Genomic DNA, 14,114 nt, shown 5'->3' on the forward strand with positions numbered 1-14,114 from the left:
CATCGGGCGCCCGAGGCCTTCGCCGCCGCACGCGCAACGGTCCATGTGCCACGCGCCCCGTACGTCAGGGCGCTGCCGGGGATACCGACCATCCGAATGTTCGAGGCACTGGCCTGCGGCATTCCCATCGTGTCCGCGCCGTGGAGCGACCTCGACGGTCTGTTTCCGGAAGATACCTACCTCAAGGCGAACAACGGCGAGCAGATGCTGATAGCACTGAAGACATTATTACGCGATCCGGAGCTTGCACACACAACAGCGCGCCAGGGCCTTCGCGTGATTGCGGAACGGCACACGTGCCGTCACCGCGCTCTTCAGTTGCTCGATATCGTCGAGAGCATCGGCGGGCCGCGGCGCCGCACAACCCGATCGCAGCAAGAAGGAGCGCTCGCATGAAGATTTGCTTCTTCGGCTCCAGCCTAGTCTCCTCCTATTGGAATGGTGCCGCGACCTACTACCGCGGCATGCTCAAGGAGCTAGCATCCCTTGGTCACGATGTTACGTTCTTCGAACCTGACGCATTCCAGCGCCAGCAACATCGCGACATCGCCGACCCGCCCTGGGCCAAGGTCCTGGTCTATCCACCGACGTCCGACGGATGGCAGCGTTCGCTGGAGACGGCCGCTCAGATGGCGGACCTCCTGATCAAGGCGAGCGGGGTCGGCATCTTCGATGAGGAGCTTGAGAATGCGGTCGTCGAGATTCCGTCGCGTGCCGTCCGCGTTTACTGGGATGTCGACGCGCCGGCGACGCTCGATGCGATGTCGCAGCAACCGGGCCATCATCTGCGGAAGGCGATCCCCTGCTATGACCTTGTCCTGACCTATGGCGGCGGTGACCCCGTCGTAGCTGCCTATCGAGCTGCCGGGGCGCGTGATTGCGTTCCGATCTATAACGCGCTGGACACGTCGACGCATTTTCCTGCACCAGCTAGCCCGCGGTTTTCCTGCGACCTCGGCCTGCTGGCGAACCGCTTGCCCGATCGCGAGCAACGCATCGACAGCTTCTTCCTCGAAGTTGCGCGCGCCGTGCCATCCCGGCAATTCGTGCTGGGCGGCTCGGGCTGGGACACCAGGGAGACGCCCGCCAACGTCCGCCGCGTTGGTCACGTCGGCACCGGCGATCATAACGCGTTCTTTTGCTCCAGCCTTGCCACGCTGAACGTCAATCGCGAGAGCATGGCGCGCTATGGCTTTTCGCCGCCGACACGCGTTTTCGAGGCCGTCGGCGCCGGGGCGTGCCTGATTACCGACGAGTGGAGGGGCATTGACGCCTTCCTGGAGCCGGGACGTGAGGTGCTGGTCGCATCGAGCGGCACCGCCGTAGCCGAGCATCTGGATTCGCTGACAGACGAAAGGGCGCGCACGATCGCCGCATGCGCAAGAGCCCGGATCCTTGCGCATCACACCTACCGACAGCGCGCGCGCCAGTTCAACACCCTGTTCGCGCAAAGAGCGGCAAGAATCGAGGCAGCGGAATGACTCTCAGCATTGTCGTCATCGGCCTATCGGTCACTTCGTCCTGGGGCAACGGTCACGCGACCACCTACCGCGCCCTGATCGAGGCCTTGGCGCAGCGCGACCATCGCGTGACATTCCTGGAGCGGGACATGCCATGGTATCGCGAACATCGCGACCTCGCCACACCATCGACCTGGTCGGTTGCGCTCTATCAATCACTGCCAGACCTTGCGCTCAAGTTCGGCACGCTTGTCAGCACCGCCGACGTGGTAATCGTCGGATCGTACGTTCCCGATGGTATCGCAGTCGCAGAGTGGGTGACCACCAACGCACGAGGCATAACAGCCTTCTACGATATCGACACGCCGGTCACTCTCGCTGGCCTCGATCGAGGCCTGCCATATCTTTCTGCGGCGCTCATCCCGCGATTTGATCTTTATCTTTCGTTTGCTGGCGGCCCGGTGCCGAAAGTCGTCGAGACCGAATTTGGCAGCCCGCTCGCTCGCGTACTCCATTGTAGCGCCGACATGGACCTCTATCAGGGCCAGCAAGGAGAACCCAAATGGGAGCTCGGTTATCTCGGAACCTATAGCCGTGACCGTCAACCATCGGTCGAGCGTTTCTTGGTTGCTCCCGCTTGCGCCATGCCGGACCTGCAGTTCGTCGTCGCCGGCTCGCAATATCCTGATATGACTTGGCCGGAAAACGTCGCACGGATTGATCATCTTGCTCCCTCCCAGCACGCGGGTTTCTACTCCGAGCAACGCTTCACACTGAATGTTACGCGCGCCGACATGCGGGCTCTCGGATTTTCGCCCAGTGTACGGTTGTTCGAGGCAGCCGCATGCGGAACGCCGATCATCTCGGATCGCTGGACGGGGATCGAGACGATCCTGGAGCCGGAGGCTGAGATATTTCTCGTTGACGACAGCAGCGACGTCATTGAGCTCCTGCGCAACATGCCGGACGAGCGTCGGCGATCGATTGGCGCAAAAGCCCGCCGGCGCATTCTGGCGGAGCACACGCCAGCCCATCGAGCACGCCAGCTCGAATCCTATGTCCAGGAAGCGATGAGCCAGCGTCGACCGAAATCGGCCGGCCGGCCGGCCGTGCGTACCAAGCAAGCTGCAGAGTTTTAAGGAGGGTCGATGACATACCAAGCGCATATCACAGGCACGCGGCCCTCCCGCGCCGTGCTAATCACGGGCGGCGCCGGCTTTATCGGATCGCATCTTTGTGACGCGCTGTTGCGGCGCGGCGACCGCGTGATCTGTGTCGACAATCTTCTCACCGGAACGCTCGACAACATCAGGCCGCTTCTCAATCATCCGAGGTTCGACTTCCTCCAGCACGACGTCCGCGAACCGCTGGGCATTGAGGAAGGCATCGACCAAATCTACAGCTTGGCCTGTCCGGCTTCTCCTCGACATTACCAACGGGATCCGATTGGCACGATGAAGACCTGTGTCATAGGCACCATGAATGTGCTTGAGTTGGCTCGGCAAAAGACCGCGCGCGTCCTGCAAGCCTCGACCAGCGAAGTCTACGGTGATCCCGAGGTTCACCCACAGCCGGAAACCTATGTCGGCCATGTCAACATGATCGGCCCTCGCGCCTGCTACGACGAAGGCAAGAGAGCGGCGGAGACGTTGATGTTCGACTATCAACGGGCGCATGGCGTTGAAGTGAAGATCGCTCGGATCTTCAACACTTATGGACCTCGCATGCTCGAGAACGATGGTCGGGTTGTTTCCAACTTCATTGTTCAAGCGCTGCGTGGCGAACCGATCACGATCTATGGGGAGGGTAGTCAGACTAGAAGCTTCTGCTTCATTGATGATCTCGTCAGAGGCCTCGAACTGCTGATGGAGAGCCCGTCGACGATCACGGGGCCCTGCAACCTCGGCAATCCCCAGGAGATCACTATTGAGGCCATTGCACGAGCGGTTCTTGCATGTACGCAATCGGCGTCACCGCTGCGGTTCGAGTCACTCCCGGAAGATGATCCCAAACGCCGGAAGCCCGTCATTGAAACCGCGGAGCGATTACTCGGCTGGCGTCCTCGTGTCACGCTGCAGGAGGGTCTACAGGCGACAATTGCCTATTTCTCGCTTCGCGTGGCCAATCCTGCTCCCGCTCTGGTGAGCGCACGACCGTCGACCACCTCGGCACGACGCAGGCGGGCGCAGCTGACCCTGGCCGGCCAGCAATGATACTGCCAGAGATTGGCGGCGCTGGCCGCGGCGACCGCGAACCGCGATCGATCACTGTGTCTCCTCCAAAGCTGATCGGTTGCGGTTACCGCGACTACCATCGTTTCACGGTTGCGGACCGGCAAAGGGACGACGTCGGTGCGAGCTTCGAACGCGACGTGCTCCGTTCTGGGCGCGTCGTTGGCGTGCTGACACTCGATCTCGAGCGTGATGAGGTCGTTCTGACCCGCCAGTTCCGTATCGGTGGTCATCTCGCGACCGGACGCAGCGAGATGATCGAGATCGTGGCTGGCCGGGTCGATCCCGGCGAGACGTTCGAAGCGGCCGCACGGCGTGAGTGCATCGAAGAGATCGGGCTCACGCCATTGTCGATGCTGCGGCTATTCGACTTCTTGCCTGCGCCGGCCTTGTCGGATGAGGTCATGACGCTCTTCGTGGCCCATGTCGATTCCGCTGCGGCACCGGTCCGCGCCGGAGCACCGGATGAAGGCGAAGAGATCGAGGTAATCTGCTGCCCGATTGCGCAAGCCGTTGAGCTGCTGAAGCGGAATGAAATCCAAAGCGCTCCAACGATCATCGCCCTGCAGTGGCTGCAACTCTCATTTCCGTCACTCCGCGCCTCGATCAAATAACCGCGGCAAGCCGGCGCCTCACAGCCGTGCCCCGCGCGGATCGAGTGTCTCGATCCAGGCAGGTCTCTGTCCGGCACCTGCGGGAGAGCAAACCGCGATCGAGTTCCGCGATGAACGCTGGAGCGCGCCCGAGCTACGACGGCTCACGCCAGCAGGAACGACCGGGCGACCTTATCAGTTTCACAAACTCGATATGGACCCCCGCGACATGGGGCGGAGTACGAGGTCAGTAGTGACGACAGCGCCGCAAGAGATTGAGTGAGGAGGATTGCGATGAGTGTCAAGAACACGGCCGTCGGAACGGTCAAGCAAATCATTGCAGAAATAGTAGGTAGTGGCAGGCTCGCTCGCGAAGGAGAACGTCAGGCCGCCGGCAATGCTGCGCCGGGCGCCGAAGCGGGGGACCTCACTTTCGGTCAACAATTCGCTTCACCGCAGAACGTCTCATCCGGGCGGGGGTCATTACCCGCGGATGAAAACCGGTTCGCCAATCTGCTTGGACATGCGGCGCTGAAGATTTGGGCGGACCTCCCGCGCGATGCGCAAGAACGCCTGTTCGCCGCGGCGGTCGGCAATGAGGACGTCGCGACCGCCCTCGCGGAATTCCTGCATGATCGTCACCCGAGGACGGCTCACCCGCAGCAATCGCTGCTCCGGTTCTCGGGCCCTCGGAGGAGATAGCGGCGCCTGAGCGCTTTGGATTTTAAACTGCTCGTATGCCATGTGACGACCAATCGGGCGAGCGAGCGTCTTGAGGGCCTGATCTGCGCAGATGGAATTAACACGGGTGTCGGCATCCGTGATCTCTTCGTTCCTTTTCCTCATGACCAATGTCCAAAGATCGCCGAGAGAATCGGTGCTCGGCCAGCAAGCGCGAGCTTCTGATTGAACGGCCAAACTTACCGCCGCCGGAGCACGAACATTCGCGTCGTCACGACACGATGTGTGGTTGCGGGGTGATTTGAACCTATGAGCTAGGTCGTTGATGTTATTGGGGCCGATTTCGCTCACAAAAAATAACCCCAGCAAGCCATTCAGACTGCTGGGGTTATTAGCTAATTTGGTTGCGGGGAGGCGCAACCACCGATACCGACATTCGGTTCAGGTTGCGATCTAAGCCGAGGGAGGGCCACAGCCGTCGTGGCCTCGGTTGCTCGGCTATCGTTGCGATGCTTTCTATTCATTTCCCAACGCGAACCGCCTCCTACCGTCCATCAGGACGCCGTCAACGACGAGTTCGGTCGGGTGTCGCTGGACATGGTTTTCAAGCTGATGCGAGATCATCGTAGCTCACCGTGACGCGCCGCGGCGCTAGCCTGTTTGCGGGCGATGCGGTATCGCTGACGCCCACTCGATCGCACCGTGATCGGAATCTGCAGCGAGGCAATTACGCGATTGAAAGGCCTATGTAGAGTTTGCTTCAGGCTCGGTTCCGAATCGGGGCACGCTTCCATCATTTCCTATACAGCGCGCCCCCGATCCGTGATCCGCCAACCTCCACTTATTCGTTCAACAAAACCCTGCGAGAATATGTTCAGATCTGGCACACGCGATGCTAGTCGTTTGGTACGCTCGGTCCAGTCCTGACCGCTGGTTGCAAGTATTGCCACATCTCGCTTGAGATCTTCCATCACGGCGAAACCATCGGGGTAGCTCGCCAAGAGCTTCAATACCGTTACCTGGAAATTCACGGCCGCAACCTTTCGACTAGCACCACACGACACCTATGAGTAGTGACCTCCGACATGAGGCGTGAAATTGCCAGGTAAGCGCCGATCCGAGGCCCGATTGCCTCCAAAGGGTGTCGATCTCTATTCGATCTCATCCGATCTGCTCGAAGCAGCTAATGCAGGCTAGATGGATTGACTTGTCAGAGATGCTTGTACTTCCTGCTCGCGCCGTTCTAGTGCGCGCTTCGAATCGCACGCTGTCGCCTGCATTGTTCCTAGTGAATCGCTGATGACGTCGCCGCTGAGCTCTGCGCCCAGGCACGATTCATCAATTCAAGCAATTCACTCTTTTCAAGCCGAAGCCGCGATATTCGTGCCTTTGAACGGGGATAGTGCTGAACTGGCGAGACATTCAGGATAGACGGAAGCGCCTTAAAGCCAAACATCCGTCCGTCAGCATCGATTTCCGTCGGATCGATGCGAAAAGCTTGCCGCGACGCCAAGCCGTCGCTTGCCCCGCTCACCTTCCACCCCAGCCGATCCATAGCGACCGAATCAAAGCGCTCGCTCCGCGGCCTACTAAGCAAATCAATGGCCGACCGAAAAGCAATCGTCGAGTACTCCCTGCCGACGATGTACCGAGCCGCGGACGCGTCGGCGTGAAAAGTGATCGCTTCGAGTATTTCCTGGTGAGCGTCCTCGTAGCTTAGAGCGATCGCGGCCAAGCCGAAAAGGGAGTCGAAGACATTGAATACATGCGGGGCGGTAGAAAGTACTCGGCAATAGAAATCCACGACCGTTGGACCGAATGCCGCAGCGGATTTGGCGGCGGCCGCTGCAAGCCACATCGTACGCTCCCGAGTGAGAGCAAAGCTTGGAGTCCATTTGTTCCAGACAAACGAGCCGGCCATCTCAGACAGCCAAGGAGCCGCCTGCGAAAGGCTGCCCATTAACATGAAATTTGCCATCGTGTGCACAGCCGCATAATAGCCAGCCAAAGCGCCGTTTTCGGACCGCCCCGACAGGGCTTCCGCCTTCGCGCCCGCTCGCAATTCTTCCAAGATGGAAAGCGTGTGGGAGCCAAATGCATAGGCGGGCATCTCGATCAGAGGTGCCCATTTGAAAACAGAATGGAATTCCGCCCGCGACGGCAAGCTCCCTGGAAAGACGAGAGGAACGAGTAGATCGTTCGCAAGTTCCCGAGCCTTTACGCGGACAAGACGCATTCGCGCGCTCAGTTCGGGCGAGCCGGCAAGCAAAGCGTCGAGTTCGTGATCGAGCGACGCACCATGTTGACGGAGGGCGCGCAGCTCTCCCGTTGGGCTGATCTCCATGGCGGCGGGAACGTGGGGTAGCTTCAGTATCAGCGGGCGATCCGTGGAACATGCCGCGGCGCGTCGCAGACCTTGACGAATTGTCAGATCGTTTTCAAGCGCTAGTCCAAACGACAGGACGTCTGCAATCCGCGACAGTTCGACAGCGCTGGCTTCAATGATTTCTGGAAATGATCGTGTTGCGGTCTTGTCCAACGGAATGTCTCATTCGAACTTGAGCTGGCGATGCAGCCAATCGAAAGGCTCTGCAAGCGGACAGCGTCATGGCAGAAGAGTACCGGCAGCAAATCGTCACCTGCGCTCGATCGTGAAAATCAAGCCGCGCTCAACTGCTACCCAGCGCGGAGCTCATTGTGATGGGCCTCCCCCTTCAACGGGCAGCCCACATTTCGATCAGCTGGTACTCGCCAGTGAATAACGACAATCGCGGCGCCCACAGTATCATGCGTACTAGTCTCGCATGAGGAGGATTCGCTCCTTTCGGGTGATTTGCTGAGACCGCGTTACGAAGTGGACACCTTCATTGGACGAAGTCCATTCCGTCTAAGAACTCGTCTACCAGTACGAGGCGCAGGACTCTGGGTAAAGGAAAGAAGAGCAAAGTGAAGGCCAGCGTTTGCCCCCTCGCTCGCTCGCTCGACCTAGTCGGAGATCGGTGGTCGCTCCTGATCGTCGGCGAAGCACTACGCGGGTCCCGTCGGTTCAGCGAGTTCGAACGACGGCTTGGACTTGCCAAGAATATCCTCGCGGAACGCCTACGGAGGCTCGTCGCAGAAGGGGTGATGGAAGCCGCGCCGTCGTCGACGGGAAGCTCGCATCGGATCTACAACCTTTCGGAAAAGGGCGAAGCCCTTTACTTGACCCTGGCCGCTCTCTGGCAATGGAGCGAAGCATATTGCTTCTCCCCGGATGAGAGGTCTTTTACGCTTGTCGACCGGGTTGATCAGGACCGCCTGATGCCCCTTAAGCTCGTAACAACGGAAGGAAGGGTGATGGGCCCCTATGATTGCATTGGGCAAATGATGCCGACGCATCCGCGCCCCGATACCAACACATAGACTGATTAAGTGATCCAAGCGCCTCACAACTCGCTGTTGCGGTTCGGGTCCGTTGCCGGCTTCGGCCTTTCAGTTGGGCTCGGGGATGATCTCGGTTTAGTCGCGGACAATCCTTGACCGTCTCTGCTCGTGAAGATGAGGTGGCGTCCTAGTCCGCAGTGCGAGCAAATGCAGGTTTGCGTTTGTCGATAAAGGCGCGCACGGCCTCCTTGTGTTCCTCCGTCCGCGACGAGCGGACCATGTATTCGGCTTCCTGATCCATCGACTCTAGGAAGTCTGCCTTCAGGGCGTGGTCCAGATTGTCCTTAATGTGAGCTAGCGCGATCGCCGGCCCCTCCGCCAGCGAGCTCGCGAGGGCAAACGCGCTATCTCGCAAATCGGCGTCGGGAACGACACGGTTGACGAGACCCCACGCCTCGCAGCGACGCGCATCGATCCGCTCCGACAGGAACATCAATTCTCGCGCCCGCGATGTTCCGACAAGGCGGGTCAACAGCCATGCGATGCCATAGTCCCCCGTCAATCCGATGCGGGCGTATCCTGTCGACATGATCGCAGATTCGCCGGCAATGCGAATATCGCAAGCAAGCGCTAGCGCAATCCCTGCACCGGCTGCGGGACCCGAAATTGCTGCTATCGTAGGCTTTCTCACTGCCATCAGCGCTCCCGTCAGAGTGCGTTGTCTTGCTCGCAGATCCGCAACCCGATCTTCAAACGCCGCCTCGACCTTGGTTGAATTGTTCCCCATGCCCTTCACGTCGCCGCCGGCACAAAAGGCTGCGCCCGCGCCCGCGATCAACAATGCGCCGACATTCGGGTCGTCGCCACATTGCTTAATCATGCGCCGCAAGGCCGGCGTGAGATGATCGGAGAGCGCATTGCGCGCTTCGGGGCGGTTAAGCGTGATTAGCGCGACGCGGTCACGGATTTCGCACAAAAGCTCGCCGGTTCCAGTATCGACTTCGATTCGACCTTTCGCCACCCTGGTCACTCCATTTTGACTTCACCAGCCGCGACTACAATCGCCTAGATGACGATCACCTGGTCGCAGGGCTCGGACGAATAGATCAGCTCCATCTGTGCCGCCCGATTGATCAGGACAGCACGTTGATTGATGTAGGCCTTGTCGGTGATCTCGCCGGCCGCCAGCGAGGCCGGCTCCTCAAGTAGCGTAAGGGCATAGACGCGTTCGCTGCTTCCGACACCGGCGTTGTAAAGCCGGAGGTACTGCTGGAGAACCGCGACCACGCCAGGATCGCAATTCAGATTGCCGTCGGCGTTGGCGGCGTGCTTCTTGGCAATGACAGGATTCAGCCAGCCTAGCACTGCACACGAATGCCGATTTTCGCCCGCAATGACGAGGTCCTGCAAAATACCGTGGGTGGCGGCCAGTACGGTGGGCCGCAGCTTGCCGACAGCCACCCATGTGCCGTTGGCGAGCTTGAAGTTTTCAGAAACGCGGCCGGTGAAGCGCAAGCCCCGGCTCGGATTGGCAGGATCGAAGAACGAGATGGTGTCTCCAACACGATAGAAGCCTTCCTCGTCGAAGGCCGCTGACGTCAAATCCGGCTGGCCAAGATAGCCAGGCGTCACATTGGGGCCGCGCACACGGGCTTCATACGTGTCCCCGTTAGGGATCAACTTCAATTCCACCCCGGGTGCCGGAAGTCCCAACTCACCAGGCGTGTCGGTTGCCCAGTGCGTAGTAGCGATCGTGGGCGCAGTTTCGGTGGTGCCGTAGCCTGACATCACCGGAATGGACCTCCCCGTCGATTGTTTTGCAAGTTGATAGAGCTTGTCCAGCGTAACTCGTGATATTGCAGCGCCCGCGTAACTCAGCCGGTCGAGTTGCCGGAAAAAGTTAACTCTCAGATCCTGATCGGCCTCCAACGCGTCGCATAAAAGCATGTATCCCGCCGGCACGTTGAACATGGCCGTTGGAGCTATCTCCCTTAAATTGGCAATCGTCTTGTGAAACAACGCGGGAACCGGACGCCCATCATCGATGTAAAGCGTGCCGCCGTGCTTCAGGATGCCATGCAGGATGACGTTGCTTCCCATAGTGTGATGCCACGGGAGCCATTCGACCTGAACCGGTGCCTCACGGGGCGCTACCAGCAGTGCTCCCATTTGCAGCGAGCTTGCCATCATTTTGTGGGTGTTGATAACCCCCTTGGGAAGCCCAGTCGAACCCGAAGTGAACAGGATCTTGGCGGCAGCTTCCTTGTCGACTGAACGGAAGGCATTCTCGAACTCGGAGTCGGGACGCGTCAAATAAAGCGAATCAAGCGACACGGATCCGGCCCTCTGATCCGCTGCAATCCATGTCGCGGAAGCCAGCTCAGGAATCGTACGCGCACTCGAATACGTTTCGCTATCTTGCACGAAAACGAAGATCGGTCGAAGCAACGTTGCGATATTCTGCAAGCGAGCCAGACCGCCCGGCATCACCGAATAATTCGGAGATATCGGTGCTATGACGACCCCAACCGACATCGCCGCGAACATGACGATTGCCTGCTCGATAGAATTGCCCGAGAGAATTGCCAAACGGTCGCCCCGTTTGGCGCCGAGATTGATCATGGCCTGCCCAACCGACTGCACCTTTCGCCAGAGCTCGGCGTAGGAAATCCTCTGCCACTCACCGTCGCCGCCGCGCTGGGCCAGAAATGTGCGTTGCGGCGCCTTCTCGGCCCACTCGGGAATGAAGTCGAGAATCGACCACTCAGGGCTCTCGAATGCGATCGGAGAGCGCAGCACGAGCGTTCCGTCTGCCCGCGTCTCGATCTTGACCTCTCGCGGTGCGAACTTGAGGCCTTCTTCAGGGACGGCTAGCGTTTCATGACGGTTCATGCGGCGATTGCTCCTGTCCGACGATGAATTCTGTTCTTTGATGCCAAGTTATTCGAGTGTTTGCCCCTCGAACCGCACCGGGCACTATGCGGCCAGTTGAAGGATCTCGACGATGTCCTCAGGCCCCTTGATGACCCGTGGGTTGGCTCGGGTGAAGATTGACAGCATCGCGTTGCTACCAATCAGTTCGAACTTCTCCTTGGTAACGCCGACTTCCGACAGATGGCTGGGCAATTCCAATCGATCGATGAACTGGGCAAAGATATCGCTGGCCCTTGCGTCTGGCGCGCGCCACGCCTCGGCGATTTTCTTTTGCGCTTCATCTGTCACGGGCTCATTGTACTTCAGCACACTCGGCATCATCACCGCCGTGCAGAGATAATGCGGGACATCGCAGGTGCCACCGAGCACATGCCCGATCGCGTGGCTCGCACCCATTGGGACGCGACACTGCAGGCCGAATGCAGACATCCAAGAGCCGAGTTGGCAAAGTTGCCGGGCTTCCAAGTCGCTCGGATTTTTCTTAGTGGCTTGCAGGCCGTCGTATAGATAGCGCAGCCCGCGCAGGCACACGCTTTCCACCAGCGGATTGCCTTTCGGGGAGCAGATCGCTTCGATTCCGTGGTCCATCGCGCGGGTGCCCGAGCCTAGCCACAGGGTCTGCGGAGTATGCCGAGTGATTTCCGGGTCCAGGATAATCGACAGGGGCATCATAAGCGGATGGCTGAATATCTGCTTCAACTTCCTACGCGAGTCAGTGACGAGCGTTCCGGAGTTATACTCTCCGCCCGACAGCGTGCTCGGGATCGCTATCATCCTCACCTTCGGAGTGCGAAACGGACCAGGCCGGGGCCCCTCGGGCGTCGAAATCGTTTCGAACCCATCGAGGCCGGATTCTTCGGTGATCCCGTGTTCAAGGCACATCAGGACGATTTTGGCCGAGTCGACGACCGACCCGCCTCCGATCGCGACGATCAGGTCTGCCTTTGCCTCTGCCGCATGCGCCGTGGCCTCCACCGCTGACGCTCTGGTCGTGTGCTGCGGCACTCCATCGAACGTGCCGCCATATCTGCTACCTAGCGCGTCGCGGATTTTTTTTATCTCATCGGTTTTGGTGTTCAGAGTTCGGCTGACGATGAGGAAGACGCGCTTAGCATCACGCTTCTCGGCCTCCTCGCGCAACGCCTGCGCCGCCGACTTTCCGAAGATCACCTGATCCATCGGGGGGTACTGATGAAAGCCGACTTTCGTCATATTCATTTCTCCACAGTGATTTCAGCTGCATAGCGAGCGCTTCGAGATCGCTCGGGCCACGTCACTTCGCACACGTCATTCCGCACTTGCATCAAGGATCCCGCCAAACTGCTCCCAGCCGCTGCCGCTCCATCGCTGCAATTGCAACTGGCTCCAGATCATGTTGTTGGACTCGGTGGTATTCACCTCAACGCCCGGATACGCGGTGGGAAGCACGAGATGACGCAGTGACTTCGCCTGTTTGACGATGTTTTTTCGCGAAAGATCGTTTCCGCACTGTTTGATGATCTGTTCAAGGATCATGCCTTGCATGTAGCCGGTGAGATAGCTGGTGTTCTCGAAGTCTGCGCCTGGGAGATATTTAGCGAAAAATGCCTTATAACCCCGCACGCCATCATCGTCGTTCCATTTCGCGTCACTCGGGTCCTTGTTGATGGTACCAACGATAACACCAACCGAATTTTCCAGTCCTGCAGGCTTTAGCGTGCCCCCAACCGAACCCGATGGAAAATTGACGATGATCTTGGCCTTCCAGCCGATCTCCGCTGCCTTGCGGATCGCCTGCGCGGCGAATTTCGGCGTGCCGGCAACGAACAGCGCCTCAGCGCCCGAGCTCTTGAGATTGACGACTTGGGAGTCCACGGTCGGCTCAGTCACTTCGTAGGCCGCTGTGACGACACGCTTGTCGAAGTCAGCCTTGAGGAACGATTTGAAGGCGCTGACATAATCTTTGCCAAGGTCGTCATTCTGGAAAAGGATTGCGTATTTCGCACCGGGCAACGTCTTGTCGAGAAACTTGGCGTAGATTCTTCCCTCGGTCTGATAACTGACCAGACCGGTCGTGGTCAGCGGATATTCACTGATGTCGGTGAATTTGCTGGAACCACTGACGATCGCAATCGAGGGAACGCCCTTCGTTTTAAGGTATTTTGCTGTCGCGGAATTTCCGGGGGTGCCAAGTTGCCCGAAGATGAATGATACTTCGTCACTTTCAATCAGTTTGCGGGCATGCTCTACGGCTTTTGGCGGGCTATAGGCGTCATCCATCGCGATGTAGTTGATTTTGCGACCGTTGATGCCACCCCGGTCGTTGATCGACTGCACATATGCGACCACGCCCCTGCCAACCAAGCCGATCGAGGATGCCGGTCCGCTGAATGGGAATATCCCGCCGATCTTGATTTCCGTCGCGCTCACACCGGGTTCGTCGGCAGCCGAAGCGGGCGATACGAGCAACGACATAGCCACACAAGCGGCTACGAAGACGGACTTTGTACCCATGTCTCTCTCCCTTGCGTCGATTTGGGCCGCGCGCTTTTGCTGTCCGGCATTTATTTAGAAAAGTCGGTAGTAGCCGTCCGACGAAACGTCGAACGGCTACACCTCAAGCGATCTTCCTTGCCTCTGGCAGCTCGACGCCATCAAGGAAGCCGGTCAAGCGTTGGCGGATGATCTGCTCCGCCTCTCTCATGATGCGGTCGATCAGCTCCTTGACCGTCGGGATGTCGTTGATCAGGCCGACCACCATGCCACAGCTCCAGGCGCCGGCATCCATCTCGCCATCGACCATCACCTTCGGGTAAACGCCCGCGACCTGATCATAGATGTCTTCGATCTTCAGCCTGGCGCCCTTCTCGCGC

At 59.1% G+C, this 14,114-nt stretch carries 12 protein-coding genes and 2 pseudogenes; 7 read left to right on the forward strand and 7 right to left on the reverse strand.

Going from position 1 to position 14,114, the window contains the following annotated elements; all coding sequences use genetic code 11:
- From AKL29_RS45265 to AKL29_RS46465, 6 genes are all read left to right on the forward strand, one after another.
- Positions 1-396 (forward strand): glycosyltransferase family protein (locus AKL29_RS45265; protein ID WP_244482256.1); only part of this gene is annotated, 396 nt, incomplete at its 5' end.
- A complete protein-coding gene (locus AKL29_RS21700) occupies positions 393-1,481 on the forward strand; it encodes a CgeB family protein (RefSeq protein WP_050385564.1) in 1,089 nt (362 codons plus the stop codon). The genes AKL29_RS45265 and AKL29_RS21700, both read left to right, overlap by 4 nt.
- A complete protein-coding gene (locus AKL29_RS21705; protein WP_050385565.1) occupies positions 1,478-2,599 on the forward strand; it encodes a CgeB family protein in 1,122 nt (373 codons plus the stop codon). Before AKL29_RS21700 ends, AKL29_RS21705 begins: the two co-directional genes overlap by 4 nt.
- Positions 2,600-2,608: 9 nt before the next feature.
- Complete coding sequence (locus AKL29_RS21710; protein ID WP_050385566.1) at positions 2,609-3,673, forward strand: UDP-glucuronic acid decarboxylase family protein; 1,065 nt, start codon at positions 2,609-2,611, stop codon at positions 3,671-3,673.
- Positions 3,670-4,305, forward strand: a complete 636-nt coding sequence (locus AKL29_RS21715) for an NUDIX domain-containing protein (protein ID WP_050385567.1) — start codon at positions 3,670-3,672, stop codon at positions 4,303-4,305. Before AKL29_RS21710 ends, AKL29_RS21715 begins: the two co-directional genes overlap by 4 nt.
- 273 nt (positions 4,306-4,578) lie before the next feature.
- The gene (locus AKL29_RS46465; protein WP_347336991.1) at positions 4,579-4,986 is read left to right on the forward strand and encodes a hypothetical protein; all 408 of its coding nucleotides are present in this window, start codon (positions 4,579-4,581) and stop codon (positions 4,984-4,986) included.
- A gap of 782 nt (positions 4,987-5,768) precedes the next feature.
- Here the strand turns inward: AKL29_RS46465 and AKL29_RS46695 are convergent.
- Positions 5,769-5,996, reverse strand: a pseudogene (locus tag AKL29_RS46695) (hypothetical protein); the annotation flags it as partial.
- Between the two features lie 254 nt (positions 5,997-6,250).
- Positions 6,251-7,504: a hypothetical protein gene (locus AKL29_RS21720; RefSeq protein ID WP_050385568.1), complete on the reverse strand. Its 1,254-nt coding sequence runs from the start codon at positions 7,502-7,504 to the stop codon at positions 6,251-6,253.
- Between the two features lie 407 nt (positions 7,505-7,911).
- On the opposite strand from AKL29_RS21720, the gene AKL29_RS21725 reads away from it, so the two are divergent.
- The gene (locus AKL29_RS21725) at positions 7,912-8,367 is read left to right on the forward strand and encodes a winged helix-turn-helix transcriptional regulator (protein WP_244482260.1); all 456 of its coding nucleotides are present in this window, start codon (positions 7,912-7,914) and stop codon (positions 8,365-8,367) included.
- A gap of 148 nt (positions 8,368-8,515) precedes the next feature.
- Here AKL29_RS21725 and AKL29_RS21730 read toward each other — a convergent pair whose 3' ends face one another.
- The 5 genes and pseudogenes from AKL29_RS21730 to AKL29_RS45275 form a co-directional block, all read right to left on the reverse strand.
- Positions 8,516-9,349 (reverse strand): enoyl-CoA hydratase-related protein, encoded by an 834-nt coding sequence (locus tag AKL29_RS21730; RefSeq protein ID WP_050385580.1) that lies wholly within the window; start codon positions 9,347-9,349, stop codon positions 8,516-8,518.
- Between the two features lie 44 nt (positions 9,350-9,393).
- Positions 9,394-11,220: an AMP-binding protein gene (locus tag AKL29_RS21735; protein WP_050385570.1), complete on the reverse strand. Its 1,827-nt coding sequence runs from the start codon at positions 11,218-11,220 to the stop codon at positions 9,394-9,396.
- Positions 11,221-11,304: 84 nt separating this feature from the next.
- A complete protein-coding gene (locus AKL29_RS21740) occupies positions 11,305-12,474 on the reverse strand; it encodes an iron-containing alcohol dehydrogenase (RefSeq protein WP_050385581.1) in 1,170 nt (389 codons plus the stop codon).
- 75 nt (positions 12,475-12,549) lie between these two features.
- Positions 12,550-13,755: an ABC transporter substrate-binding protein gene (locus AKL29_RS21745; RefSeq protein ID WP_050385571.1), complete on the reverse strand. Its 1,206-nt coding sequence runs from the start codon at positions 13,753-13,755 to the stop codon at positions 12,550-12,552.
- A gap of 103 nt (positions 13,756-13,858) precedes the next feature.
- Positions 13,859-14,114 (reverse strand): annotated as a pseudogene (locus tag AKL29_RS45275) (nitronate monooxygenase); the annotation flags it as partial.

Source organism: Bradyrhizobium pachyrhizi, from assembly GCF_001189245.1.
Lineage (GTDB): Bacteria > Pseudomonadota > Alphaproteobacteria > Rhizobiales > Xanthobacteraceae > Bradyrhizobium > Bradyrhizobium pachyrhizi.